The organism is Halonotius terrestris, from assembly GCF_006861665.1.
In the GTDB taxonomy this organism is placed as follows: domain Archaea; phylum Halobacteriota; class Halobacteria; order Halobacteriales; family Haloferacaceae; genus Halonotius; species Halonotius terrestris.
Map to the genome: position 1 here is coordinate 29,584 of NZ_RKLU01000003.1, position 26,245 is coordinate 55,828.

The following is a 26,245-nucleotide window of genomic DNA, read 5'->3' on the forward strand; positions in this document are numbered from 1 at the left end:
ACTGCCGTGTCTATGGTCTGTCGGGCTGACAACTTCGGTGGCCAAAAGGTGGTCGCGGCAGCCACCAGAGCCGCCTCAGGCGAACAGCGCGGCCGCGGCGGCTTCGGCGGTCTCGATGACCGGGCCGAAGCCCGGCAGCAGCAGGACGGTCACGACGCCGGCGACGATGACGGCGGCGTAGAGCCCGGTCGGCTTGCTATCGAGGGCATCGAGGCTGCCAGTCGCCTCCTCGAACCACAGGGCCTTGACGACNCGGCTGTAGTAGAACAGCGACAGCGCGCTGNTNACCGCGCCGACNNNNGCNAGCCACCAGANGCCGGCGTTGANNGCCCCGAGGAACAGGACGTACTTCGAGAAGAAGCCGCCGAAGATCGGCAGGCCGGCGAGGCTGAACATGAAGACCGCCATCGCCAGACTCGCCATCGGCGCCTTCCGACCGAGGCCGGCGTAATCCTCGAAGGTGCGGCCGACGCCCCAGTGTTCGACCATGGCGATGAACAGGAACGCGCCGGTGTTCATGAAGCCGTAGACGAAGAGGTGCGCCATCGCCGCGCCCATCACCGTTGCGTTCGAGCCGGCATCAGTCGTGATCGCGGCCAACCCGATCAGCGCGTAGCCCGCATGGCCGATCGAGGAATAGGCGAGCATGCGTTTGACCTCGGTTTGGGTTGCCGCCGCGAAATTGCCGAGCACCATCGTCACGACCGCGAGGATCCCGAACAGCAGCCCCCAGTCGATGGCGACATCGAGCGCGGGCTGGAAGGCGACCGCGAAGACACGGAAGGCGACGACGAAGCCAGCNGCCTTCGANGCCGACGAGAGGAACGCGNNNANCGGNGCGGGCGCNCCCTCGTANGCNTCNGGNGCCCAGAAGTGGAACGGNACNGANGCNGTCTTGAACGCGAAGCCGCCGGCGATCATCAGGATGCCGACGCCGAGGATGCCGCTGAGATCGCCGACACCGCTGATCTGGCCGGCGATCTCCGTCAGCAGCAGCGAGCCGGTCGCCGCGTAGACGAGGCTGATCCCGAAGGCGAAGACGGCCGCGGATACCGCGCCGATCAGGAAGTACTTCAGGCCGGCTTCGACGCTGCCGCGGTTGGTCTTGAGGTACGCGACGAGGGCGTACGAGGGCAGCGACGCCATCTCAAGGCTGATGAAGACGGTTGCCAACGAGTTGGCGACCGACATCAACGCCATCGCCGTCGCCGCGAACAGCAGCAGCGAGTAGTACGACGCTGGGTTGCTGTCGTTTTCGAGGTAGTCGTAGCTGGCGACGATCACCAACGACGCGACGCTGGTGATGATCGCCGTGAAGAACAGCGACATCCCGTCGACGATGATCGCGCCGCTGAAGAGGTTGATCGCACCGCCGGAGGCCGGTTGGCCGGTGCCAGCAGCGAGATACCACAGCGTCACGCCGAGTGCGGCCAGCGTGCCGCCGACCGACGTGGCCGCCAGCAGGCCGTTGGTGTCGTCGTCATCGGACCAGACGCTGTCGATACCGAGGACGGCCAGCGCGGTCGTCGCCAGCAGGACGACGGGCGCGAGCGCGCGAACGCTGAACAGCCACGCGGTCGGCTCACCCTGCAGGAGGAGGCTCATGCGCCCCCACCTCCCAGCAACTCAAGCAGCGGAACGGTTGCATCGAGTATCATATCGAAGAACAGCGAGGGAACGACACCGAGGACGATGATCGCCCCCAGCAGCGCGACAAGCGGGGCGATGTCGTGGATCGGTGCGCGGTCGAGTTCGTAATCGGTCTCAAGCCGGAACGGGCCGAACAGCGTGCCCTGCATCGCCNACAGCAGNTAGCCGGCGACGATGACGATGCCGAACATCGCNANCGCNGTGAACACNGGCGCGTACGGCAGCACCGTCGAGCCGAAGGAGCCNACGAANANGAAGAACTCCNCNGCGAAGCCGGCCATCAGCGGCAGNCCCATGTAGNCGAACGCGCCGGCNACGAGGATCCACACCGCGATCGGCATGCGATCCGCGAGGCCGGACATGTCGCCGACAATGCGGGTATGCGTCGCGTTGTAGATGACGCCGACCGCCATGAACATCAGCCCCGAGATCAGGCCGTGGGCGATCATCTGGAACGTCGCGCCGCCGAGCCCAAACTCGGTGAACGCGACCAACCCGAGGAGCACATACCCCATCGAGGAGACGGAGGAGTAGGCAACGATCCGTTTGAGATCTTCCTGGGCGAGGGCTAACATTGCGCCGTAGATCACGGAGACGACGGCGATGATAGCGATCGGCACCGCGAAATACTGTGCCTGNTCGGGCANCATCGTGNAGTTGAANCGCAGCAGNGCGTACGTCCCCATCTTCAGCAGGACGCCCGCCAGCATCACGGANGCCGGCGTTGGTGCCTCGACGTGGGCGTCCGGCAGCCACGTNTGNANNGGNACGACNGGCACCTTCACCGCGAAGCCGATGAACATGGCCACGAAGGCGACCAAGGCCAGCGTCTCGCTTGGCAGCCAGAAGAAGTTGCCAAGCTCGCCGGCGGCCAGCGATTGGGTGATCTCCGGCAGCCCGAAGCTGTTGACCGGCAGCCCGATCACCAACATCATGAAGCCGATGAACATCACCANNGAGGCGATGTTNGTGTANACGAAGAACTTGATCGCGGCGTACTTNCGGCGNGNNCCGCCCCAGATNCCGATNAGGAAGTACATCGGGACGAGAACGGCCTCCCAGAAGACGAACCAGAGGAAGAAATCCAGGGCGGTGAAAACGCCGATCAGGTTCGCCTCCATCAGCAACATGAGCCCGTAGAACTGGCTCTTCCGGTCGTCGATCGGTGTCCACGCGCTGACGATCGCCAGCGTCGTGAGGAACGTCGTGAGGATGACCAAGGGCAAGCTGATGCCGTCGAGGCCGACGTACCACTGCAGTTGGTAGCCGGCGACCTCCAGCCACGGCACGACCGTGTTGAACGCGATCTCGCCGCCGGTGAGGGCGTTGCCGCCGGACTCGAAGGCCGACCACAGATAGAGGCTGCCAACGATCGGCAGCAGACTGAGGCCGAAGGCGAGTTTGGGTGCGTACTCGTCGGGGGCCGCAAAGACGAGCAGGGCCGCTGCGAACGTGACCGCCAGTAGTGCTTCGAGTATCATTAGAACCACCCTCCGATGAGGCCGAAGACAACAAGCAGTGTCGTCAGCCCCAAGGTCAACAGCAGGGCGTAGTTGCTGACGACGCCGCTTTGAATCCGTCTGATCCGCTCGCTGCTCAGCAGGCTCACCGAGGAGACGCCGTTGACGACGCCGTCGATGACACCCTGATCGAAGGTGTCAGCACCCCCGGCGACCGCACGGGTGTTGTCGGCGACCCAGACCTGGAACTCATCCTGGTAGTAGTTGTTGTACAACAGGTCTTTGAGCCCGCCGAGCTTGTCGGTGTGCTCGTCGGGATCAGCCACGTTGTACAGCACCCACGCGAGAGCGAGGCCACCGATCGCCAAGCCCAGCGAGGCAGCCGCGCCGGCGAGGACTGTCGGCACCTCACCGCCGAAGAGGTACTGGCTGCTGTAGGGGTCGAGCTCGGCGTAGTGATGCGAGGAGAGCCCCTCGATACCTCCCCAGTTGTTGTCGAGCCAGAGATGCAGGTAGTCGATCCCCTCGATGTTGAGTACCTTCTGTACCGGGACGAGGTTGATGCCGCCGGTGACGACAGCCAAGATGCCGAGTACTGACAGCGGCCCTTTGACGTTCCACCGAACCGGGTGTGGGTCGCGGGCGAGGCTGCTCCGTGGCTCGCCGTGGAAGGTGAGGAACACCATCCGGAAGGTGTAGAACGCCGTGATGGGCACCGCGAGCAGCCCCATCACGTAGGCCCCGAGGATCAGCGGTTCGTCGAGACCGTGGATCAGGGCTTCATACAGGATCTCGTCTTTCGACCAGAAGCCGGCAAACGGGAAGATGCCCGCGAGTGCGAGCGAGCCCGCGAGGAACGTCCAGTAGGTGACAGGCATCTTGTCCTTGAGGCCGCCCATATCCCACATATCCTCGTTGTGGTGCATGGCGATGATGACCGAGCCAGCACCGAGGAACAGCAAGGCCTTGAAGAACGCGTGGGTCGTCAGGTGGAAGACCGCCGCAACGTAGCCACCCGAGCCGAGNGCGAGCATNATNTAGCCGTACTGNGAGATNGTNGAGTANGCNAGCACCTGNTTGANCTCGCGTTTNACGACGCCCATCGTCGCCGCGAACAGCGCAGTGAAGCCGCCGACGAANGCGATGANNGCNANCGNCGTCGGCGACAGCGCGTAGAAGCCGTACATCCGGGCGACGAGGTAGACCCCCGCCGCGACCATCGTCGCGGCGTGGATGAGCGCGGANACNGGGGTCGGACCNTCCATCGCGTCCGGNAGCCACGTNTGNANCGGGAACTGNGCGGANTTNCCNATNACACCGCCGAGAACGAGCAGGCCGACGACGGTGAACCACGTCGACACCTCAAGGCCACCAGGCGTCCAGACGTCGACGTTGCCTGCGAGTGCGGCTTCAGCGAGTGCGGGGAAGGATTCCGCGCCGGCGAAGGCCGCCGTTCCGAAGGTCGTGAAGACGGCGACGACGCCGANGAGGAAGAAGTAGTCNCCGAACCGNGTNACGAGGAACGCCTTCTTCGCCGCCGAGGGCGGGCCGGCCTCGCGGAACCAGAAGCCGATGAGCAGATACGAGCAGAGCCCGACCAGCTCGAAGAACATGAACGCCATCAGCAGGTTGTCGGAGAAGACGAANNCGAGCATGCTNGCNGTNAANAGNCCNAGNNCGGCGTAGTACCGCGGCAGGTCTTCCTCGCCCTCGTCGTTCATGTAGCCGAGGCTGAAGACGTGGACGAGTGTAGCGATCAGCGTCACGATCACCAGCATGAGCGCGGAGAGCGGATCGATCAGCGCGCCGAACGTCAGTGTCCAGTCTTGTGCGCCGGTACCCGTCGCCCACGTGTAGTATGTTTCCTGAAAGGCCGCGCCGTTGCGGACGAAAACGAGAACCCACAGCGAGAGCACCAGCGACCCCGCGGTCGCTGCGATGCCGGTGTAGGCACCGTCTTTCGGGAGTTTCTCACGGGCGAACAGTGCGACGACAAACGAGACGAACGGCAACAGGACGATTGCCGGAACGAATGTGGATGCTGCTGTCATTAGTTACCACCTCATTGCTGCGGCGTCCATCACGTCGATATCACCGAAGTTGCGGTACAGGACGAGGATGATCCCGATCCCGACGGCGACTTCGGCGGCAGCCAGTGCGATCGTAAACAGCGCGAACGTCTGGCCGGTGAGGTTGCCCCACTGGAAGGAAAACGCGATGAAATTGATGTTGGCGGCGTTCAGCATGAGTTCGACGGACATCAGGAAGTACAGCGCGTTCCGCCGAGTCAGGACGCCGAACAGCCCGATACAGAAGAGCGCCGACGACAGCAGGAGGTAGTATTCGACCGGGACCATCTATCGGTCACCTCCATGGTCGGTGCCACCGACACCACTGGTGTCGCTGTCGTCGTCTGCGGCACCAGCGACCTCGCCGTCGACGATATCGCGGCCACCGTCGGTCAACGCCGAGATGATGGTGCCGTCGGTTTCACGTTTGGCGAGGTAGACCGCGCTGTCGAGGGCGACATCGAGCGCGATAGCGATGATCAAAAACGCGGCGAGGAAGCCCTCCGCGGGCACGTCGCCGAGCTCGATATCGAACAGCGCGTAGCCGATGTTGTGGACGATCGAGGCCTCCGCCGGGAAGCCAGCCGGCTCGGGGAAGCCGCCGGCCGCGCCGGCGATAGCGGCCGCCAGCACGCCGAACAGTGCGACGGCAGCGATGCCCGGACTGATCGCCACGACCGAGTCGTCGTCGGCCTCGCTCATACGTTGCTCACCTCCGTCTCCGATTCGTTTCGCGTCAGCATCACGGCGAACGTAATGAGGATGAGAACCCCGCCGATGTAGACGAGGATCTGCATCGCTGCAAGGAACTCAGCCTGCAGCAGTACGTAGTGCACCGCGACGCTCAACAGTGCGCCGCCAAGCAGGAGCGAAGCGTGAAACACGTTCCGCACAAGGACGACGCCCAAGCTGAAGCCCACCGTCAGGAGGGCGAACAGCGCGAACGCGATGGTCTCATAAACCATTGTGTGTGTATCCTTAAGGTATCCCTTTGAAGATTTCGAGAACGATCCGTCAGGCGTCGGCTACTGGTAGTCGACTTCGCCGTCGCCCTCGCCGATCCAGGCGTCCCGGTCGGGGTTCCGCGAGTTCAGGGGGTCGATCCCTTTGTACCACGGGACGTTCTTGAGCTGTTCTTTGTTGTACGCGAGTTCGTCTTTCGTGTCCGCGGTGAACTCGAAGTTCTGNGTNAGNAGGATGGCNTCGACGGGACANACCTCCTCGCAGAGCCGGCAGTAGATGCACTGCCCGATGTGGAGGTTGTACTGTTCGCCGTTGCGCTGGTCGTCCGTCACGATCTGGATCGTGTCGTTCGGACAGACGTTCTCGCACTGNCGACACCAGATACACCGCTCNTGNNNGAACTTGTGGACNCCGCGGAACCGNGGNNTGACNTCCGGTGCTGTTTCGGGGTACTCGACCGTGAANGTCTNCCCGTCNANNGCGTGNTTCANCGTCGTNGCCATNNNTTTGAGNAGTCCGATCATTATGCGATCACTCCCACGATNANGGCCGTGAGNACNAGGTTAGCGAANGANANNACNAGCATNCCCTTCCANCCGATCTCGATNANCTGGTCGATNCGNACNCGNGGCAGCGCCGAGCGNNNCCACTGCGTGAACAGGAAGAACGCCCAGATCTTGATGATGAACCAGACGAAGCCAGGTAAAACGGGACCTGCAGGTCCCCCGAGGAAGATCGTCGCCATGATCGCCCCGCCGAGGAAGACGTGCANGAACTCNCCGAGGTAGANNAGNACNAAGTANACCGAGGAGTACTCNGTCTGGTAGCCGGCGACGATNTCGGTCGGTGCNTCCGGNNTGTCGAACGGGTTNCGGCCNANCTCCGCCATGTTCGCCACGAGGAAGAGGACGAACGCGAACGGGTTAACGAAGGCGTACCACGACGGGATCGCCACGCCCCCGAGCGAGAGCAGCGTCTCGCTTTGGGCGGCGACGATCTCGCCCATCTGCAGCGTCCCCGCGAAGACGACGACCGACATCGCCGTNANGANNAGCGGGATCTCNTANGCGANGTTNTGTGCNACCGCGCGNAGCCCGCCCANCAGCGAGTACTTGTTGTTCGACGCGTAGCCGNCCATCACNAGNNCGANCGANGCGATAGAGGCGAACGCGAAGACGAGCGCGAGCCCCGACTCGGGGTCGGCCAGCTGGATGTTGAACGGGCCGAGATTCCCCATCGGAATGACCGCGAAGCCGAGCATCGCCGAGGCCGGCAGGATGAGCGGCGCGAGGTCGTAGGAGGGGCGGTCGGCACCATCGGGAACGATCAGCTCCTTCGAGAGGAGTCGGACCGCGTCAGCGATAATGATGAACAGGCCGAACGGACCGATCCGGTTGACGGCGATTCGGTCAGTGAAGCTGGCCGTAATCTTCCGTTTGGCCCACGGGCCGGCGACGCCGGTTTGCGCCAACATGACGTTGCCGACGATGAACGCACCGATCAGCGCGCCGACGGCGGCACCGAGCGCGCCCTCAAGCCCGAGCAGCCCGGCGATCTGTTCCGGCAGCAACGCTTCACCCTGTAAGAGCCCAGCCATCAGCGATCCACCTCACCGAGAACGATATCGAGACTCCCGAGCGNNGCGATGNNGTCNGGGANGTACTCNCCNTNGGACATCTCCGGNAGCGTCTGGAGGTTCGAGAAGCACGGCGACCGGATCTTGAACCGGNCNGGCTTGTCCGTGCCGTCCGAGCGGATATAGATGCCGAGTTCGCCTTTCGCNCCCTCGACGGACNNGTANATCTCCGTGTCNNNGTCNGGNTTNANCGTNCGCGGGACGTTNGACTGGATGTNNCGNTCNTCNTCNGGCCAGTCCTCNAGCAGGTCGANACACTGCTCGACGATCTTCGCCGACTCCTCGACCTCCCGCATCCGGACGAGCAGGCGGCTGAAGTTGTCACAGCCGTCCTCGGTGACGACATCCCAGTCGAGCTNGTCGTAGTAGCCGTAGGGGTCGTCGCGCCGGAGGTCGTAGTCGATACCCGAGCCGCGGGCGACCGGGCCGGTCGCGCCGTAGCTCTTNGCGACCTCCGGCGGCAACACGCCGGTGTCGACCGTTCGCATCTGGAGGATCTCGTTGGAGGTCATCATGTCGTGGTACTCCTCCANCNNNGNCGGGAGNNCGTCGAGGAAGTCNCGNGTCTTCTCGAAGAACTCCTCGCGCGGCTCGGGGAGGTCCCANGCGACGCCGCCGAGCCGGAAGTAGTTGAACATCAGCCGCTGGCCGGTNAGNTCCTCCAGNANGTTCTGGACCNNCTCNCGGTCGCGGATGGNGTACATGAACAGCGCGGTGAAGTCGCCGTAGATGTCCAGCGCGAACGTCCCCAGCGCGAGGAAGTGCGCCGCCATCCGGCAGAGTTCCGCCCCCATCGTTCGGATGANCTGNGCGTACTCNGGNACNTCGATGTCNGCGAGGTCCTCGGCCGCCCGGGCGTACGCCCACTCGTTNAGCAGGCCNGCNNNGNTNNAGTCCCAGCGGTCGGGGTACGGCATGATCTGGTGGCGGTAGGTGCNCNGCTGGCACATCTGCTCCTCGCANCGNTGNANGTAGCCGATATCGGGCTCGACGTCGGCGACCTGNTCGCCGTCGAGNNNNGTCTTNANGTGGAGNACNCCGTGAGTCGCCGGGTGGTGCGGGCCGATGTTGAGGTACATCGTCTCCGCGTCGTTGTCGGCTTTCTGATCCTCCAACAGCGGGTTCTTGTGCTCCCGCAGCGGGACGACCTGCGGTTGGTCCTGATCGTAGGANNGCNNCAGCGGGTGGCCCTGCCACGTCTCNGGAAGNAGNATNCGNCGNANGTCNGGGTGGTCCTCGTACTCGATGCCGANGAGNTCGTANGCCTCCCGNTCGTGCCAATCGGCGGTGCGGAAGACCTCGTTGGCCGACTGACTGACCGGGTTTTCCTTGTCGGCTGGGACGATGATACTGACCTCTTGGGTGCGGTCGGCGTAGCTCGTCAGATGGTAGATCGACTCGTAGCGGTCCTCGTACTCCTNGGCGGTNACACACGAGAGGTGGTCGAAGCCGGCCTGATCGCGGAGCCGGGTAAGCGCGTCGACGACGGTGTCGGGTTTGATGACGAAGCCCGGCGCGTTCTCGTGGTCGTCGCGGCCGATGACGAGGTCGCCGAGGAGGTCCTCGATGGCCTCGGGTGTCGGTTCGGCGAGCTCCGGGGAGTCGGGGAGTTCCACGCTCATGGTGAATCAGCCCAGTTGTACCGCATCACCAGATCGTCCACGTCGATTTCCTGTGCGAGCTGGTCGATGATCTCGTCGCGTTCGAGATCGCCGAACTCCTCCAGCTCGTANGGNTTNACNGTCACCGGCGANGNCTCGCCGTTGGCGACGCGNTCCTGGAGCTTCGCGATGCCGTAGATGAGCGCCTCGGGGCGGGGCGGACAGCCCGGCACGTGGATGTCGACCGGGATGACCTCCTCGGCGCCCTTGATGACGTTGTAGCCCTCCTGGAACGGGCCGCCGGAGATGGTACAGCTCCCCATGCCGACGACGAACTTCGGCTCGGGCATCTGGTCGTAGACGCGCTTCATCCGCGGGGCGAACTTCGAGACGATCGTCCCCGGGACGATGATGACGTCCGCCTGTCGCGGCGACGCGCGCGGCACACCCGCGCCGAACCGGTCGAGGTCGTGTTTGATGGCGTAGGTGTGCATCATCTCAATGCTGCAGCAGGCGATGCCGAACTGCAGCATGAACATCGAGGAGCCCCGCACCCAGTTCATGAACTTGTCGAACTTNGTGAGGATGAACGGCGANGAGCCGAACGCCTCNCGNAGCNNGGANTTGAANCGGNTGTCCTGTCCCGCAAGCCGCGCCTCGCGGGTCTCTGTGCCTACCTTCGAACTGTCGGTGACGAACGGTTGTGAGTTGTCGCTGCTCATGAGTTCTGTCGCTCCGTTTTTCGCGTGGCCGCACGCAGACTCCGTGTCCACTGCACTGCACCGACACGCCACGCCCAGACGAGACCGACGACGAGGATCCCGACGAAGATCAACATCGGCAGGATGGCCTGCGATAGCGGGACGCCCGCATCCAGCGCGGACCGGTACATGACCGCCCACGGGAAGATCATCACCGTCTCGATATCGAAGACGACGAACAGCAGCGCGACCATGTAGTACTGGATATTAAGCTGGACGCGCCCCGAGCCGGTCGGGATCTCACCGCTCTCGTAGGTCGTTTTCTTACCGCTTTCTGGGACGGCTGGACGCAACAACGCCGACACCACGATCATCGCAAGCGGGATCGCAATGCCGACGACGGCCAGTGCCCCGATAGCTAACCATGACATTCGATATACTCCGTAACACACGAGCGTTTGCGCCCGCCCCTCATAAGCATTGATTTTCGGCCGACTGTTCAGCAGATACGCTCGAACGAGTCGGCCACAGCTACGGCATTCAGAGACAGCCCATCATCGTCGACTCGGTTGCTTCCTCGATAGTCCCGTCTTCAACCAACTGGATGAACTGGTGGGAATCGTTACAGTCGATAAGGTTGGCGTCAACATCCTTCGTGTCCGAATGCTGGGCCGTAGAAATCTCGATTACGAACTCACTGTACTGTCGGAACTCGTACACTGCATACGCCTCGGTCGACAGTGTGACTGTTTCGTTGTAGAACGGTGTCGCGTTCGTTCGACGTATCGTGACGGTCGTTTCGAGGGGCGATGAGGAATCAGTGAGGAGGATTACCTGATGTGAATCATCGCTCGCGCCAAACTGAACGAAGGCCGTTGCCGTCGCATCATCTGAAAGCGTGTCACGCCCGGGGAAATCCTGGATTTCTGGGGCTGCGTTCACATCACGGTTCACAACTGAGGGATCGCGTTCGACAAGCTGTCTTGTGTCACTCGTATTCGTCTCCCCATCGCTCTGCTCGCCTTCGGGCGGTTGCTCCGGCTGTCCAACACATCCCGAAACAGAGCCAACAAGAACGCAACCGACGCCGAGACCGAATTTTCGCCGATTCATATCAAACGAACACTAGTACACGCCTTACCTGTGGGTGGTGTCAGATAATACTAATGAAGACTCATGCGCGGAGCGACTCATACTCGAGGGAAAACAACCCGACGACCTACGCGTCGCGCTCGCGGAAGCCGTCGATCCCGAGGTCGTGGAGGGCTTTGGAGGTCTCACCAACATCACCCTGCAGTGAGTCGTGGTACTCGATCAGGGCCGCTTCGATTTCGTCGTGTTCGCGGGCGATGATCTGGGCCGCCGAGAGCCCGGCGTTGAACGACTTGCCGGCGTCGACGGCCGTGAGCGGCGCGCCGGTCGGCATGCCGATCACGCTGTCGACGGATTTCTCTTGGACCGGGACGCCGATGACTGGAATCGGGTAGGCGATCGAGGCTGTCATATTGGGGAGGTCGGCTGACTTCCCACCCGCGCCGGCGATGATCACGTCGAGCCCGCGATCGGCCGCGGTCTCGCCGTAAACGGTCATCAGTTCCGGCGTCCGGTGAGCCGAAACGACGTAGCTCTCGAAGGTGAATCGGCTTTCTGGGGGATTCTCGAAATCAGTCTGCTCGGCGAATCCGAGTTCTTCGAGGGCTTCGTACGCCCCGGCCATCACGTCAAGGTCGGAATCCGAGCCCATGATGATCCCAACGTCGGGCGTTGTCGCCGGGTCACGGTCCTGTGCGGCTTCGGCTTCAAGGCGGTCGATCAATTCTTGGACTTCGGGTGCGGTGGTCATTGGCTGTGGATGCTCCCAGCGGCGGCAAGTGCGTTGCGGTCTCGGTGGTAGTGTGCAAATACGACGTTGAGAGAGTCATGTTATTGTAGAAAGCCCTCGGCTCTCTCGGCTCCCGGGACTCGCTGCGCTCCTCGCTCACTTCGTTCGCTGCGGTGCTTGCGTCGTCCGGGTTCGCCGGGAGAGCCTCGCCCTTTCAGTCCGCCAGGAATTCGGTTGATACGCCGTCCAAATCGGAGTATGCTCGGTGCGTGTCTGAATGCCGCCGTCTCGCTACTCGCCGACGAAGGTGACGCTGTCGCGGATCGATTCCGCACGGTCGAGCAGCGCGTCGCGGTCGCTGGCGTCGTCGGCCCCCTCACCATCCGCAGCGTCCGGATCGGTGACGGTGATGTGGCCCATTTTCCGGAGCGGGCGGACCTGTTTTTTGCCGTACCAGTGCATGTGGGCGTTCGGCGAGTCCAGCACGCGATCGACGTTGTGGAGCGTCGCGGCCTCGGGTTCGGACACGTCACCGAGAATATTGACCGAAACCGTCGGCTCACGGAGGGCAGTCGGGCCGAGCGGCCAACCAAGAACGGCGCGAACGTGCGTTTCGAACTGGGAGGTGCGCGCGCCCTCGATCGTCCAGTGGCCGGAGTTGTGGGGTCGCGGCGCGATCTCGTTGACGAGGATGTCGCCGTCCTCGGTTTCGAAGAGTTCGATCCCGTAGACGCCGTAGCCGTCGAGGAACTCCAGCACGTCGCGGGCGACCTCGCGGGCGCGGTCACGGACATCGTCGTCAGTGCGGGCCGGCGAAACGCTGGCCCGCAGGATCTCCTCCTCGTGGATCGTCTCGGTGACGGGATAGGTGTCGACGCCGTCGGCTCCCTTGACGCCGATGACCGAGAGTTCGCGCTCGAAAGGGACGAACGCCTCGGCCATCGTGTCGACGCCGAGTTCATTGAGGGCATCGGCTGCGTCGTCGGGGTCCTGAACCGGCGTGTTGCCGCGGCCATCGTAGCCGCCCTCGCGGGCTTTCAGCATCACGCCGTCGAGTTCTTCGACCGCGAGCCGGAGGTCTTTCTCGCCGCCGATGCCGATGAAATCCGGCACCGGAATCCCGGCATCGGCGAGGGCTTCCTTCTGGACGAGTTTGTCCTGGATCGTCCGGAGGGTGCCGGGATCGGGATTGATCGGGATGTCGTACTCGTCGGCGACATCTTCGAGCAGGTCGGGGTCGGCGAGTTCGATTTCGAACGTGAGCACGTCGCTGGCGGCGGCGAGTTCGCGGACGGCATCGGGATCGTCGAACTCGCCGACGATCTGGTCGCGGGCGACAAGCGAGGCCGGACACTGTGGCGTCGGATCGAGGACGATGACCTCGACGCCGAGCGGCGCGGCAGCCTCCGCAAGCATGCGGCCGAGTTGCCCGCCGCCGACGACGCCGAGGGTCGGACCGGGGAGTGTTGTCATACGCGAGGGATTCCGACGGCGAAAAATAAGGGTTCCCACCTGTGGACGCGGGCTGTCGCGGCGGGATAGCCGAGCCGGAATTTTATGTAGGACTGCGGAGACGATTCGGTATGGTCTCCGACGTAGACGGTGATACGACACTGGCAGCACTGGCCCACGCATCAGCTCTCATCGCGTCGTTTCTCGGCCCGGTCCTGTTTCTGCTACTGGCCGATGAGGACGACGAGTTGGTTCGGGAAAACGCGAAAAACGCGATCAACTTCCAGCTCGTGCTGTTCGCGGCGACGCTCGTTGCGGTGCTGTTGGTCTTCGTCGGTATCGGACTGTTGTTGCTGCCGCTGATCGGGCTTGTCGATGTGATTTTCGTGTTGATCGCCACAGTCAGAGCCAACAGTGGCGAAATCTACGAGTACCCGTTGACGCCGAGCATCGTCTAAACCGAGCGGCTGCCGCGTTTTGTTCGAAACGAGCTATTCGACCACAGCGGCTGCGTCGTCGGTCCCGCTTGAATCCGACTCGGGACGCAAACGCAGGGCCTCGTCGCAAGCCGCCAGCATCGCCACCTCGTAGTTGGTTACGTAGGTCAAGACGACGATTTGGACCGGCAGCAACAGGAGCCAGCCGATCAGCAGCGTCAGCCCACCCAACACGACCAACACGGCGACCCCGGCGGTCGAGGCTGTCGCCGCAGCGAACCCACCGAACAGTCCGAAGACGACGACGAGGCCAATCACCGCACCGATGACGAGCACGAGCCCGAAAACGAGTACTGAGAGGATCGATTGGCCGATGCCGATCGCCAACAGCAGCAGGAAGTGGGCGACGAGATAGACACCGAACTGCGAAAGCTGGCCGCGAAGGACGGGCCAGAACCGCCGCCACCCATCGAGGACGCCGCTGTCGGTGATGACCATTGTCGGGACGACGAACTCGCTGGTGATCCGGCTCACGACCGTCGAAACGAGGAGGATCGCCGCCACGAGTAGGCCGATGAGGACGTACGCTCCCGGGCCAAGCGGTACGCTACCGGTAAGAACGACGTAGCCGATGAGCGCGAACGGGGCCAGCGTGAGCAGTTGGACGACGAGTTTGAAGCCGAACAGCCGGAGGGCTTGTCCGAATCGGCGTTTGGCGGGCTCGATGAGTCGCACCTCGTCGGTCTGGAGGTCGTCGTAGAAGACGAACCGGAGGATATCCGAGAGGAGCGCGACGGCCAAGCCAATGCCGAGCAGGACTGCGGCGATGGCGACGACAAGAACGAGTTCCTCCGACGCCATATGGAGGAGTTCGGACGGTGGAGGGAGTTCGCCGGAGGGGAACCCACCGGGAATCGTTTCATTCCCGCCGGCCATCGGCATGCCGCCGGCTGACTCGTTGCCGACGGCCGATCCATTGCCGAAGGAGTCGTCGGAGGGGATCGACGAACCGCTGTTGAACAGACTGAACACGGAGCCGCCGCCCGTCCCGACGAAGATCGAGATGAGGGCGAGTTTCAGCCAGCGGCGGAGGGTGAACGGGGACAGAAACGACCGAGTTTCCTCGATCGCTTCGTCGACACTATCGATCGCGTGCCATGACATATGAGTGACGAGTTCCGACGCACTCAAAGGGGTTTCGGAGGGTAAAAATTCGGCAGGGGTGACCGAATTAGTCAGAACCGCGGTCGAGCACTGCCGGCCGTGAGAGCGTGGCGTCGCCCGCAACCGGATCGACGGCTGAAACGTCGATCGTCGGCCACTCCTCGGTCATCGTCAACGGCTCGATGGTGTCGTCGGTGACCAGTACCGTGCCCTCGCTTTTCGCGCCCTGCACGGTAGGGTTCCACGCGTAAGCCATCGGCGCAAAGACGCGGGCCGCGTGGTCGGGCGTGGCAATCCACTCCCGGCCGGCGAAGCCAGCGGCTCCGCCCTGATGATGGTGGGTCCACTCGTCCGGATAGCCACCCGCCGCGTAGGCTTCCTGGATAGCGTCGAACACGTCGCCAGCGGGGCCGTCGCGGGCTGCTACCTCTTGTGTCGCTGCCAACGCCGACACCTCGACCTCGGCAGCGGTTCGGTGTCGTTCGGCGAGCCAGTCGGGCGCGTCGAAGGCGACCGTTCGAGTCGCACTCGCGTACAGTCCGCCGCGGTGAGCCGTCACGGACAGCAGCGCGTAGTCACCGAGGGTCGCGTCTGTCGGCGTGTAGTGGCGGTACTGCTGGGCGCGCTCGCTGCCGCCGACGAGGACGACCGGCGCGACGAGGTCCCGAGTTTCGAGTGCGGCTCGGAGGTCGGTGGCAACCTCGTATTCAGTCATGTCCGGGGTGAGCGTTCGAGCTATCAGTTCGAGGGCCTCAACAACGTCCGCACCGACCGATCGATAGCGATCGATATCGGCGTCAGCCAGCGGCTGGCGGAGCGACGTGGTATCGACCGACTCGAACCCCGGTACATCGAAATCGGCTGCGGCGGGCGTCGGCGACCGCTCGGCGACGGCCTCGGCCAGCGAGTCAGCGTACCAGTCGGCGGCTTCGATCGTGAACTCGGCGGGGACCTCCTCATCGCGGAGTCGCGGGGCTTCGATGGTATCGGTGACGACGCGGAAACCTTCCTCGCGGTCGTAGCCGGCGGCGGCGACGCCGACCGAGCCCTCGCGGTCAACGACATTGCTACCGCCGGTCAGCCACGTGAAACTGTTCGGACGGGCGAACCAGATGGCTTCGAGATCGCGCTCGGCGAGAGCGGCGTCGAGTCGCTCGCGCCGGTCGGCCAGCGGCGGTGTCGCAGGTGACATATCCCAGTCTTCGACCGCAGCCACTTGAAGCCGAAGCCCCCGAACGCAGTGGGTTCGGAGCCGTGTAAACAGGTCTAAATAGCCAGCAGCCCGACGTTCAGCCAATGGTTCGACGCCCGAACTGGCTCAGCTTTCGGCGGTTTGCGGCGGTGACGACGGCACTCACGCTGTCGCTGATTACCCTCGGCGTCTACACCTCCGCGACCGGCTCGGGGCTGGCCTGTCAGGCTCAGTGGCCGCTCTGTTCGGATCAGTTGATCCCCGCGCTGACGATCAATCCCGATTTCATCGAGTGGTTCCACCGCGTAGTGGCGATGATCACCGGCTTCTTCATCCTCGGGACGGCCGGCTGGGCGTGGCGGCGCGGCGACCGCCGGACGACGCTGGCGGCGACCGGCGCGGTCGTGTTGCTCCCGCTGCAGATCTCGATCGGCGCGATCACGGTCACGCTCAACGGGCTGCTCCCGTGGGGGTACGCCGCGCCGACGCACGCGGCGCACCTGATCGTCGCGCTGTCGATCTTCACGCTGCTGTCGCTGACGACGATCTACGGCTACGAAAAGCACCACCGGCGACCGCCGCGGCTGCGAAGCAAGCGCGCTCTCGGCGTCGCGCTGGGCGCGCTCGTGGTCAGCGGGCTGTTCAGCCGCGGCGTCCCACTGCTACAGTACTCGCCGGGCGCACAGGCGTGGTATTATGCCAGTTCGCTCGTCGCCGTCGTCGCGTTGTTGGCGACGATGTACTGGCTGGCGGATGTCGATCCGCTGGGTCGACGGCTGGCGGGCAGCGCGCTCGGCGTGGTGTTCGTGACAATGCTCATCGGCCGTGATCTCATCGTCTATACGCCTACCGTACAGCTCCTCAACTTCGGGCTCTATCTGGCCGTCATCGGCCTCGTCGCCGCCGGCCTCTGGAGACTGGTCGACACCGACACGCCGTCGGCGACGACGCGGCTCAGCAGCGAGCAATCCGAGTGAGCAACCCCGCAGCGGCGATTCTCACATGAAGTCGTTGAGCCCGGCCTGATCCTCGTCCTCGTCAGCACCGGGATTGTCATCGTCGCCGGTGTCGTCGGCAGCGACATCGCCGGCCGTGTCGCTCGCGCGGTCGTCGCCTGTCGTCTCGTGTTCGCGTCCAGCGTCGTCGCTACCGTCCGCGCCTGCTTTGTTTTCGGCGTCAACCTCTCGTGCGTCGCCAGCGAACGCGCCGCCGGAGTGGGCTTCGATCGCCTCTGCGCGCAACTCCTCGGCGTCAGCGACGATGGATTCGACCTTGTTCGTGGACTCGCCGCTGCCGGTGATGAAGGAGACGGCCGCCTCGTCGAGTTCGTAGGCCGCCGCCATCGCCACCGTCAGTTCTCGCGGTTTGCAGTGGTGGGTCATCGCCGACAGGAAGGGCAGCACATCGCGGCGCGCGGTGTCGATGCTCAGTCCGCCGCGCTCGGCGATCCGCTGGCAGACGTCGTCGGCCGTGTCGTTCGAGCCGGGCCAGAACTGCGGGCGGCTGTAGCGGGTCCAGCCGCCTTTGGTGCCGTCGCGGGCGGCGGCGACGCCGGCGGCAGCGTTGTCGGTCGCATACCGCCAGTAGCTGTAGTTCTGTGTGGCGCGCACGCGGCCCAGCCAGCGGTCGGCGTTGGCTAAGGCGTCGTAGGCGCGAGCGGCTTCGGCGGGCTCATAGACCGCAAGGAGGTTGTTCTCGATCCACTTCGTCAGGTCGTCGGGCGTCTCGTCGACGCGGTAGGCCGACTGGAGGGCCTCCTCGGCTGACTCCTCCTTGAGGACAGCGTCGAGAAACGGAAAGAGATCCATCGCGCGGTCGCGGCCGCTGGTGACGACATCTTCCTTCGTGATCGACTCCCGTCCCTCCGCGGCGGCCTGCAGGTCCTTGATCGCCCCACGGAGGTCGCCGTCGTTGGTTTCGGCGATCGCGTCGAGGGCGTCCTGTTCGTACTCGATGCCTTCGCGGCGACAGATATCACGGAGGACGGGGACGATAGACCGGCTCGACACGTCTCGGAACTCGATGTCCTCACAGGCGTTTCTGAGACCGCGGCTCATCTCGTAGAACTCGTTGGCGATGAGGACGATGGGTTGGCCGGAATCCTTGACCAACTTCGTGATCGCTGACGCGCCGCCGCGGTCGTAGTTGCCGTGGATGTTGTCGGCCTCGTCGAGAATGACCAGCTGGCGACTCTCGGTGTCGCCGCCGCGCGCGCCGCCACCGCTCGCGCTGCCGGCCAGCGTCGCGTTCTTCGCTGCGCGTCCGGCGAACCGCTCGATCACGTCGGCGGTCCGCTGGTCGGAGGCGTTGAGTTCGACCGTCTCCCAGCCCATGTCGTTGGCCAGCGCGTGGGCTGCGGAGGTCTTGCCGACCCCCGGCGAGCCATAGAGGATGACCGCCTGCCCGTGGTCGTCCCACGTTGTGGCCCACTCGTGGAAGGCGTCGCGGGCTTTGTCGTTGCCGCGGACCTCCGAGAGGGTCGTCGGGCGGTAGACTTCGGTCCAATCAGCCATTATCCGAGTGTGACCCGTCGCTCGCTTAGAGGTTGCGGGACTCGATTCCCGATCAATCTCGTCTGTAGGCGATCCAGTACGAAACCGGCAGTGTCACGACGAGGATGACGACAGTGCTCACGATCTGGCTGTAGACATCCGGCGGTGACACCTGCGCGGCAATCGCAAAGCCGAGGATGATCAGGAGGGACTGGACTGCCACGAACTGCAGTCGGGGGGACTCGTTCACGGATGTATCATACCCAACGACCGGAATAGTCCTGCCGGAAGTTTGTCATATCTGCCGTTGGAAGAACTGAGGACCGGAACACTGGCCGGTGGATTCATGCTGGCACCAACACAACGGTGAGGTATGTCCACCTCCAAGTCCGTCGCGCTCAGCGACGACGAGATCGACCTGCTGCTTGATACCGGCGGCGTTGGCGTGATTTCCTTCGCGGACGACAACGAACCCTACTCGGTGCCGATCTCCTACGGCTACGACAAGGACGTCGGCGACCTCTACGTCCGACTCGCTTTCGCGCCGGAAAGCGAGAAACGCCGGTTCGTCGACGACGGCGTCCGTGCATCGCTTGTCGTCACCGACGACGAAGGCGGCAAGTGGCGGAGCGTCGTCGCCCGCGGGCGGTTGACCGAAATCTCCGAGCCCGCAGTCGCCGGCACCGCCGCCCAGAGCATCCACCAGATCGACATCCCGTACGTGACGATCTACGACCGCCGGGCCGGCGAGTTGGAGTTCGAACTCTACCGGCTCGACCCCGAATCGATCACTGGACGCAAAGAGGCCTGACAGTACGACAACTGTCTATGCCGCTGTTCGACAGCCTTTTTTCGAGACCGCCGGTAGAAGCGGTATGACCCGGGACGTGCGTACGCGATGACGACGACAGTCCGTGAGGACCTCTCCCACCGGATCGCCGGGGAGATCACGCTGAGCGACGACCCCGGCGCGACGCTCAAGAAGTGGCGCACCGATTTCAACATCTCCCAGACGGAGTTGGCCGCCCAGATCGACGTCTCTTCCTCCGTGATTTCCGACTACGAGAGCGGCCGCCGGGAGAGCCCCGGAATCGGCATCGTCCGGCGTATGGTCACCGCCCTGCTCGATGTGGACGAGTCCCGCGGCGGCAGCCACATCCGGCAGTACGGCCGCGTGCTGTCGGCCGGGTTCGAGAGCGACATCGTCCACGACCTCCGAGAGTATCCGGCCGCACTCCCGTTGTCGGATTTCTACGACGCACTCGATGCCACCGAAGTCAGCGAAGGCAAGTGGGATTACGTCAACGGCCACACCGTCATCAACAGTATCCAGACGATCACCCGCCTGAGCAACGAGGAATTTTATCGACTCTACGGCCAGAGCACCGATCGCGGGCTCGTCTTTACCAACGTCAGTCGCGGCGAGGGGCCGCTGGTCGCCATGCGCGTCGTCACCCCGACCCCGAACGCGGTCGTCCTGCATGGGATCGAGGCCGACGACCTCTGGGAGCACGCCCCCGCACTCGCCGAGATCGACGGCTTCTCGCTGGCGACTTCGACCCGCGATCTCGAAGACGCCCTCGCTGATCTGCGAGAGTTGGCCTGAGCAAGATCGGCGACAACGCTCAATATTCGATCTGGCTATTGATTCCAACTGCGAGCGCAAGAACACCAACGACGGCGACAGCAACGCTGCCGAGCCACGCCTGCGAGGCTGGATCGGCGATCTGCCCGCCCCAGAGTCCGGCGACGAGTGCGAGGCCGCCGGCGACGATGAACAGGACGAACCGTTCCATCGCTTGCGTCGTTGTTGCCGCGGCACCGACGAGAATGTTATCGTTCCGTAGCCACGCGGCACCGACTCAGAACACCCGGCGGCGACGCCCGATGCCACCCGTACGCAAGTCGGCTGCCGACACCGGCATGACGTAGGTGCCGACTCGTTCGCGTCGCCACCAGTCGCCAGTCTCTGCGCGCTCGTCGCGGGTCGTGAAGCGGTAGCGGTAGCGAATCACGCGGAGTTGTTCCGGCGGCTCGTCGGGGAACGGGGTTGATTCCAGCAGCGATAGCGTCGCCGCGTCGTTCTCGAAGAGAGCCGCGAGGAAGGATTTGAACCACCGCTGTCGCGGGCCGGGTTGGGGCCGCATCGCCGCGAACCAGAGTTGCCAGTCCAGTCGCAGGTGGTAGGGCGCCCACTGCGACGGTCGCTCGTCGGTGCGGACGGGCTGGCCTTTGAACTCGTAGGCCTGCCAGTCGCCCTCGGTGGGATTGCTCGCCGTCGTCCCTTCGACGACCAGTTGGAAGCGGTCGGTCGTCACCGAGCCGAAGGCGCCGTAGGTGTTGACGAGTTTGAGCGGATCGAAGGAGGTGTTCATCACCTGCGTTTTCGAGAGCATGTTCGCGGTCGGCTGGATGCTGAGCGCGGCGACGACGATAGCGAGGAGGATCGAGGCCGCCGACAACCACCCGGGTGTCGCCGTCGTTGCTGGCGCGGTAATCGGCAACAAGGATGTCAGAACGCCATCGCTGAACAGCGCGACCGACTGGACGATGGTGAGCGCGTTCAGGAACGCGAAGTTGCCAGTGAGCATCAGCCAGCCCTGAAACCCGATGGTCGCTACGCCGGCGACCGCGGCGAACGGCTGCGGAGCAAAGTAGAGAAAGGGCACCGCGAGTTCGACGACGTGGTTTCCCAACGTTTCGACCCGGTGAAACCGATCCGGCAACCGATGCGCGAACCAGCTCAGCGGGTTCGGGATGGGCTGGGTCTCGTAGTGGTAATCGAGACACGTCAGGTCGCGCCAGCAGGCGTCGCCGCGGATCTTGATCAGGCCCGCGCCGAACATATTGCGGAACACCAGCCACTTCAGTAGCCAAATCACGACCACGGGCGGCTGGCTCGGACCGGCACCGAGGAAGACAGCGAGAAACCCGGTTTCCAGCAGCATCGACTCCCAGCCGTAGCCGTAGAACACGCGACCGGCGTTGACGAACGACTGGTAGAGACCCCACAACAGCAGCCACAGCAGCATCGACGCCGGCACGGCGTAGGGAGCCGGCAGCCAGTACGGCCCAGCCAGCAGTGCGACCGCCGAGAGGACAACACCGCTCCACGCCGCGAGACCGATAGCGCGGTCGCTCGGAAAGAAATAGAACAGACTGGGTCGCTCGCGGAATGTGGTTCCTTCGACGTACTCATCGATCGGGAGCAATCCATCCTCGCCGGCCAGCGGGCGGAACTGCGTGGCGGCGACGAGAAACGCCAGCAGGTAAATAAGCGCGAGCCCGCGCTGGAAGACGAAGCGGACAAGCCAGTAGCTCCCCGTCTCCGGCAGCATACGCGACGCTGGTGGCGTGACCGACAAATACGTACCGCAAAACCGTGACTGCGACCGTCAGAAAACCGCGGCAGCTATCGGGCTGTCGGCGTGATGCCGTCGCCGACGGCATCCATCACTTGGAGGACGGCACTGGCTGCCAACCCTTGGGCGACCTCGCGTTGGGTCTCGTCGTCGAGTCCGGCTTCGAGGTCGTCAACGTCCGGCGTGTAGCCGGCGGTCACCGGATGGCCGGCCGGCGGATCGACCGCGACGGTGGCTGCTGGGCCGCCGTCTTGGAGTTCCGAGCCGACGTGGTAGCCGTCAGGGAGATACGACTCGGTTTCGGCGACGATTGACGCGACGGCGTGTCGGAGGGCCTGCTTTTGGCCGACCGACAGCTCGACATCGGCGTGATCGTCGATAGCAACCCCGGCCCCCGACCCCGGATAGTTTCCATTCATTGAAAGACGCCCGTAGTACGGCCGGACGCGGTAAAAAGGCGTCGGCAACGGCGATGTTGCAGGCGGCCGAGGGTCAGCAGATCGGCTCGCTGTCGCCGTAGGCCGCCAGCACGACCGCGGCGGTGTATCCCTCGCTGTCGGCGGCAACCGAGGAGACAAGTACGTCACGGTCGGTGATCTCCCACTCGCGGAGTTCACAGCCGGCGTCGAGGCCGCGACGAGCCTCGCGTTCGACGGCCTCGGGATCGGTGCCCGAGGCCTCGTAGAACAAGCCCGGTCCCGGCCCGGTCGCCCACGCGATAGCGGTCGCAACTGTCTCCGCGTCATCATCGGGACCAGCAACCGATTTCCCTTCGACGACCGTCAGCCGGTTGCCGGCCGGACCGAGGTTGGGGGCGGTGTCAACGACGTCGATAGTCGCGTCGGCCGGAATCACCGAGGAGACAGCCACCAGATTGTAGTTGTGGAGGTTGGCGTCGGCGAGCGCGGCGTCGTAGGCCGCCATCGCCGTTGGGGCGCGGCCGATCCCGCCGGCGACGTGGATCGTCGTCATTACCCTACCACGGCGGCGACACGGGTAATCGGTTACGGATCAGGCTTGGAGACGGAGCGAACGCAGGGGGGGATCGCGCGTCGAAAACGAAAACGGGTCACGTAGCCGCGGCAGTCGTCAGTGCCGGTACCGCACGACGCCGTTGTCGGTCTCGTTGTCGTCGAGTTTCTCGCGGGCGGCGTCGATATCGGCGCGGGTGACGGTCGTCCGGTCGTCGCGGATGGCGAACATCCCGGCCTCGGTGACGAGGCTCTCGATGTCCGCGCCGCTGTAGCCCTCAAGGTCGTCGGCGAGATCGGCGAAATCGACGCCGGGATCGACGTTGATTGCCTCGCTGTGGATTTCGAGAATCCGTTCGCGGCCTTCGGCGTTCGGTTTCGGCACCTCGATNAGGCGGTCGAAGCGGCCGGGCCGNAGNATCGCNNCGTCNAGCATNTCGAAGCGGTTGGTNGCNGCNATNANNNNGATGTCGCCGCGCTCNTCGAAGCCGTCCATCTCCGAGAGCAGCTGCATCATCGTTCGCTGGACCTCCGCATCGCCCGACGTTTTCGAGTCGGTTCGGCGGGAAGCGACGGCGTCGATCTCGTCGATGAAGACGACTGCCGGCTCGCGTTCAGCGGCCAGCGNGAANAGNTCGCGGACGAGCCGCGCGCCCTCNCCGATGAANTTNTGNACNAGCTCGGAGCCCGCCATCTTGATGAACGTCGCGTCGGTCTCGTTGGCGACGGCCTTCGCGAGCATCGTCTTCCCCGTCCCGGGCGGNCCGTGCAGCAGCACGCCNGNNGGNGGNTCGATGCCGACNNNNTCGAACNGCNCGGGGTTTTCGAGTGGGTCTTCGACGGCCTCGCGGACTTCGGTGATCTGGTCGTCGATCCCGCCGATGTCGTCGTAGACAACGTCGGGGGATTCGGTGACCTCCATCGCCTGAGCGCGAGCGTCAGTCTCCTCGTCGAGGACCTGCTGGATGCCGAAGGACTCGTTGATGGCGACGCGGTCGCCGGATTCGAGTTCGTTCTCCAGCTCAGGGGTAACCTCGGTGAGGACCTCCTGATTGTTGCCGTGCTGTTTGATGACGACGTTGCCGTCGTCGGTTAGCTCCTCGACGCTGGCGATGTAGAGCGCGGCGGTTTTCAGCGTCTCGTTGCGCTCCTTGAGCCGGTTGACTTCGTCGTGGAGCTCCATCCGTTGGTCGGTCGCTTCCCCCAGCCGCGTTTCGAGTTCCTCGTTGACCGCCATCAGCCGTTTGAAGTGCTTCTGGAGTGCGGAGAGCCGCTCGGCGGGCGACATCTCCGGATCGAGATCCAGCCGGGGGCGGTCGGGAATCGACGGGCTACGTGACATTCAACACGTGATTTGGTCTACGCATAAATGTGCCTTTGGGTCCCGGGCAATGTGCCGTGGTACCACGGTTACTGTCAGACGCCCACAACGACAGCTCAGCGGAGGTCGTCGATCCGGTTGAGATACGTGTCGTAAACGCCGAGGGCTGATTCGATCGGTTCAGCGGTCGTCATGTCGATGCCGGCGAGTTCGAGGGCCTCGATGGGATAGACGCTGCCGCCCGCCGCCAGCATCTCGCGGTAGTCGGCGGCTGCGCCGCGATCGACGGCGTCATCGCTGGCATCTGCACCACCCAAAATCCGATCGACGATGGCGACGGCCGCGGAGATACCGGTCGCGTACTGATAGACGTAGAAGTTGTAGTAGAAGTGGGGTATCCGCTGCCACTCGCGTTGAATCCGGTCGTCGAGGACGGCCGGCTCGTAGTAGTCGGCTTTGAGATTCCGATAAAGCTCGTCGAAGACATCCGGCGTCAGCGGCTCGTCGGCCTCGGCGCGCTCGTGAATCTGCTGTTCGAACTCCGCGAACATCGTCTGCCGATAGAGCGTCGAGCGGAACCGTTCGAGGTACTCGTCGAGGACGTGCAGCCGGAGTTCGTCGTCGTCAACGGTCTCCAGTAGGTGCTGCGTGAGCAGCGTCTCGTTGACCGTCGAGGCGACTTCGGCGACGAAAATGTCGTAGCCGGCGTCGTGCCACGGCTGGGCCTCGTTGGCGAGCTCGGAGTGCATCGAGTGGCCCAACTCGTGGGCGAGGGTGAACATCGAGGAGATGTCGTCCTGATAGTTCATCAGGATGAACGGCTGGGTGTCGTAGGTGCCCGAGGAGAACGCGCCCGACCGCTTGCCGCGGTTTTCGTAGACGTCGACCCACCGGCTATCGAGTCCCTCAGCGAGTCGATCGCGGTACGGCTCACCGAGCGGTTCGACTGCCTCGATGATCCACTCCTTGGCCTGTTCGTATTCGACATCCGGCCCCTCCTCGCCGGTGATCGAGGTGTAGAGGTCCCACATCTGGAGGTCGTCAACGCCGAGGNNGTCGCGNTTNANNTCGNCGTGCCGATGGAGCACGTCGAGGTTGTCGTNCACCGTCTCCACGAGGTTGTCGTACACCTCGACGGGGACGTTCGGGCCGTCGAGNGCNGCCTCGCGGGCNGTNTCGTAGTTCCGGGCGCGAGCAACCTTGACATCCTTCCGCACTTGCTTTTTCAGCGACGTACCGACGGTGTTGCGGACGGTCTCCCACTCGTCGTAGTAGGCCTCATGCACTCGTTGGCGGAACGCCCGGTCTTCGTGTTTCTGTAGGGTGGTGAAGTTGGCCTGGCTGATTTCGATTTCCTCGCCGTCGGGGGCTTCGACGGTCGGAAACGCCATATCCGCATTCGACAACATCGAGTAGATCTCACTCGGCGACGACGTGACCTCGCCCAACTCCGCCAGCAACTCCTCGACTTCCTTCGAGCGCGTGTGTGGCTTCGCGCGGAGCACGTCGTCGAAGAAGTGCTCGTACTCGGTGAGGGCCGGCTCCTCGTCGATGAACGCCTCGATGTCGTCCTCGGTCAGCTCCTGCAGTTCGGGCTCGATGTAGGAGGTCGCGCTGGAAGCCTCCGAGGAGAGTGCTTCGGCCTTCCCCGAGAGAGCCTGATACTCTTGATTCCGTGTGTCCTCGCTGGACCGGAGATTCGCATAAACGGATAGCTGGGCGACCTCGCGCATGATCTCCTCGCGGAGCTGGAGGAGTTCCAGCAGCGTTTCGGGACTCTCGGTGACGCGACCCTCGTAGGCCGCGAACTCCTCGATCCGCTCGGAGACCGTTTCGAACTGCTCGGCCCACGCCTCGTCGGACTCGAAAATCGATCCGAGTGCCCACTTGTGTTGGTCAGCGATCTCGGATCGCTCGGGTACCGTACTCATACAGGAGGGTGGCCGACAGCG

Annotated in this window: 27 protein-coding genes and 1 pseudogene; 4 read left to right on the top strand and 24 right to left on the bottom strand. The window is 64.0% G+C overall.

Features of this window, described 5'->3' with window-relative positions; genetic code table 11:
* Positions 1 to 75 precede the first annotated feature (75 nt).
* From EGH24_RS06790 to purK, 14 genes are all read right to left on the bottom strand, one after another.
* The gene (locus tag EGH24_RS06790) at positions 76 to 1,605 is read right to left on the bottom strand and encodes an NADH-quinone oxidoreductase subunit N (protein ID WP_142979421.1); all 1,530 of its coding nucleotides are present in this window, start codon (positions 1,603 to 1,605) and stop codon (positions 76 to 78) included.
* Complete coding sequence (locus EGH24_RS06795) at positions 1,602 to 3,131, bottom strand: complex I subunit 4 family protein (protein WP_142979422.1); 1,530 nt, start codon at positions 3,129 to 3,131, stop codon at positions 1,602 to 1,604. Before EGH24_RS06795 ends, EGH24_RS06790 begins: the two co-directional genes overlap by 4 nt.
* Positions 3,131 to 5,161: an NADH-quinone oxidoreductase subunit L gene (nuoL, locus tag EGH24_RS06800; protein WP_142979423.1), complete on the bottom strand. Its 2,031-nt coding sequence runs from the start codon at positions 5,159 to 5,161 to the stop codon at positions 3,131 to 3,133. Before nuoL ends, EGH24_RS06795 begins: the two co-directional genes overlap by 1 nt.
* Positions 5,162 to 5,164: 3 nt before the next feature.
* Positions 5,165 to 5,467: an NADH-quinone oxidoreductase subunit NuoK gene (gene nuoK, locus EGH24_RS06805; RefSeq protein WP_142979424.1), complete on the bottom strand. Its 303-nt coding sequence runs from the start codon at positions 5,465 to 5,467 to the stop codon at positions 5,165 to 5,167.
* Complete coding sequence (locus EGH24_RS06810) at positions 5,468 to 5,881, bottom strand: hypothetical protein (RefSeq protein ID WP_142979425.1); 414 nt, start codon at positions 5,879 to 5,881, stop codon at positions 5,468 to 5,470.
* Positions 5,878 to 6,144, bottom strand: coding sequence for an NADH-quinone oxidoreductase subunit J (locus EGH24_RS06815; RefSeq protein WP_142979426.1), 267 nt, complete (start codon positions 6,142 to 6,144; stop codon positions 5,878 to 5,880). The genes EGH24_RS06810 and EGH24_RS06815 overlap by 4 nt, the downstream gene beginning before the upstream one ends.
* A 60-nt stretch (positions 6,145 to 6,204) precedes the next feature.
* Entirely contained in the window at positions 6,205 to 6,666 is a 462-nt protein-coding gene (locus EGH24_RS06820) for an NADH-quinone oxidoreductase subunit I (RefSeq protein ID WP_142979427.1), read from the bottom strand.
* On the bottom strand, positions 6,666 to 7,739 hold the full coding sequence (locus EGH24_RS06825; protein WP_142979428.1) for a complex I subunit 1/NuoH family protein: 1,074 nt from the start codon (positions 7,737 to 7,739) through the stop codon (positions 6,666 to 6,668). The genes EGH24_RS06820 and EGH24_RS06825 overlap by 1 nt, the downstream gene beginning before the upstream one ends.
* Positions 7,739 to 9,400: an NADH-quinone oxidoreductase subunit D-related protein gene (locus EGH24_RS06830; protein WP_142979429.1), complete on the bottom strand. Its 1,662-nt coding sequence runs from the start codon at positions 9,398 to 9,400 to the stop codon at positions 7,739 to 7,741. Before EGH24_RS06830 ends, EGH24_RS06825 begins: the two co-directional genes overlap by 1 nt.
* Positions 9,397 to 10,101, bottom strand: coding sequence for an NADH-quinone oxidoreductase subunit B (locus EGH24_RS06835; RefSeq protein WP_142979430.1), 705 nt, complete (start codon positions 10,099 to 10,101; stop codon positions 9,397 to 9,399). Before EGH24_RS06835 ends, EGH24_RS06830 begins: the two co-directional genes overlap by 4 nt.
* Complete coding sequence (locus EGH24_RS06840; protein ID WP_142979431.1) at positions 10,098 to 10,511, bottom strand: NADH-quinone oxidoreductase subunit A; 414 nt, start codon at positions 10,509 to 10,511, stop codon at positions 10,098 to 10,100. The genes EGH24_RS06835 and EGH24_RS06840 overlap by 4 nt, the downstream gene beginning before the upstream one ends.
* Positions 10,512 to 10,620: 109 nt before the next feature.
* On the bottom strand, positions 10,621 to 11,022 hold the full coding sequence (locus tag EGH24_RS06845) for a hypothetical protein (protein WP_142979432.1): 402 nt from the start codon (positions 11,020 to 11,022) through the stop codon (positions 10,621 to 10,623).
* Between the two features lie 277 nt (positions 11,023 to 11,299).
* Positions 11,300 to 11,923, bottom strand: a complete 624-nt coding sequence (purE, locus tag EGH24_RS06850) for a 5-(carboxyamino)imidazole ribonucleotide mutase (RefSeq protein WP_142979433.1) — start codon at positions 11,921 to 11,923, stop codon at positions 11,300 to 11,302.
* A gap of 270 nt (positions 11,924 to 12,193) precedes the next feature.
* Complete coding sequence (purK, locus tag EGH24_RS06855; RefSeq protein WP_142979434.1) at positions 12,194 to 13,537, bottom strand: 5-(carboxyamino)imidazole ribonucleotide synthase; 1,344 nt, start codon at positions 13,535 to 13,537, stop codon at positions 12,194 to 12,196.
* Here purK and EGH24_RS06860 point away from each other — a divergent pair.
* Positions 13,486 to 13,812: a DUF4870 domain-containing protein gene (locus tag EGH24_RS06860; RefSeq protein ID WP_142979435.1), complete on the top strand. Its 327-nt coding sequence runs from the start codon at positions 13,486 to 13,488 to the stop codon at positions 13,810 to 13,812. The two genes, purK and EGH24_RS06860, sit on opposite strands and share 52 nt — an antisense overlap.
* Positions 13,813 to 13,845: 33 nt before the next feature.
* Here the strand turns inward: EGH24_RS06860 and EGH24_RS06865 are convergent, their stop codons facing one another.
* Positions 13,846 to 14,955 (bottom strand): DUF7544 domain-containing protein, encoded by a 1,110-nt coding sequence (locus tag EGH24_RS06865; protein WP_142979436.1) that lies wholly within the window; start codon positions 14,953 to 14,955, stop codon positions 13,846 to 13,848.
* Positions 14,956 to 15,022: 67 nt separating this feature from the next.
* A complete protein-coding gene (locus tag EGH24_RS06870; RefSeq protein WP_142979437.1) occupies positions 15,023 to 16,147 on the bottom strand; it encodes a M24 family metallopeptidase in 1,125 nt (374 codons plus the stop codon).
* Positions 16,148 to 16,251: 104 nt separating this feature from the next.
* Between EGH24_RS06870 and EGH24_RS06875 the strand changes: the two genes are divergently transcribed.
* A complete protein-coding gene (locus EGH24_RS06875; RefSeq protein WP_142979438.1) occupies positions 16,252 to 17,124 on the top strand; it encodes a COX15/CtaA family protein in 873 nt (290 codons plus the stop codon).
* Between the two features lie 21 nt (positions 17,125 to 17,145).
* On the opposite strand, the gene EGH24_RS06880 is transcribed toward EGH24_RS06875, so the two are convergent.
* Together EGH24_RS06880 and EGH24_RS15290 are read right to left on the bottom strand one after the other, a co-directional pair.
* Positions 17,146 to 18,660, bottom strand: a complete 1,515-nt coding sequence (locus EGH24_RS06880) for a replication factor C large subunit (protein ID WP_142979439.1) — start codon at positions 18,658 to 18,660, stop codon at positions 17,146 to 17,148.
* A 52-nt stretch (positions 18,661 to 18,712) separates the two neighbouring features.
* A complete protein-coding gene (locus EGH24_RS15290; RefSeq protein WP_185903262.1) occupies positions 18,713 to 18,889 on the bottom strand; it encodes a DUF7534 family protein in 177 nt (58 codons plus the stop codon).
* Positions 18,890 to 19,012: 123 nt separating this feature from the next.
* Between EGH24_RS15290 and EGH24_RS06885 the strand changes: the two genes are divergently transcribed.
* Positions 19,013 to 19,450 (top strand): pyridoxamine 5'-phosphate oxidase family protein, encoded by a 438-nt coding sequence (locus EGH24_RS06885; protein WP_142979440.1) that lies wholly within the window; start codon positions 19,013 to 19,015, stop codon positions 19,448 to 19,450.
* Between the two features lie 87 nt (positions 19,451 to 19,537).
* Positions 19,538 to 20,245, top strand: a complete 708-nt coding sequence (locus EGH24_RS06890) for a helix-turn-helix domain-containing protein (protein WP_142979441.1) — start codon at positions 19,538 to 19,540, stop codon at positions 20,243 to 20,245.
* Between the two features lie 19 nt (positions 20,246 to 20,264).
* Here EGH24_RS06890 and EGH24_RS15295 read toward each other — a convergent pair whose 3' ends face one another.
* The 6 genes and pseudogenes from EGH24_RS15295 to pepF form a co-directional block, all read right to left on the bottom strand.
* The gene (locus EGH24_RS15295; RefSeq protein WP_185903263.1) at positions 20,265 to 20,435 is read right to left on the bottom strand and encodes a hypothetical protein; all 171 of its coding nucleotides are present in this window, start codon (positions 20,433 to 20,435) and stop codon (positions 20,265 to 20,267) included.
* 66 nt (positions 20,436 to 20,501) lie between these two features.
* Positions 20,502 to 21,977, bottom strand: coding sequence for a lipase maturation factor family protein (locus EGH24_RS06895; RefSeq protein ID WP_142979442.1), 1,476 nt, complete (start codon positions 21,975 to 21,977; stop codon positions 20,502 to 20,504).
* 74 nt (positions 21,978 to 22,051) lie between these two features.
* Positions 22,052 to 22,420: a DUF5811 family protein gene (locus EGH24_RS06900; RefSeq protein WP_142979443.1), complete on the bottom strand. Its 369-nt coding sequence runs from the start codon at positions 22,418 to 22,420 to the stop codon at positions 22,052 to 22,054.
* A gap of 73 nt (positions 22,421 to 22,493) precedes the next feature.
* Positions 22,494 to 22,973 (bottom strand): pyruvoyl-dependent arginine decarboxylase, encoded by a 480-nt coding sequence (locus EGH24_RS06905; RefSeq protein WP_142979444.1) that lies wholly within the window; start codon positions 22,971 to 22,973, stop codon positions 22,494 to 22,496.
* 117 nt (positions 22,974 to 23,090) lie between these two features.
* Positions 23,091 to 24,314, bottom strand: coding sequence for a proteasome-activating nucleotidase Pan2 (gene pan2, locus EGH24_RS06910; protein WP_142979445.1), 1,224 nt, complete (start codon positions 24,312 to 24,314; stop codon positions 23,091 to 23,093).
* Positions 24,315 to 24,409: 95 nt separating this feature from the next.
* A pseudogene (pepF, locus tag EGH24_RS06915) lies at positions 24,410 to 26,224 on the bottom strand (oligoendopeptidase F).
* Between the last annotated feature and the right edge of the window lie 21 nt (positions 26,225 to 26,245).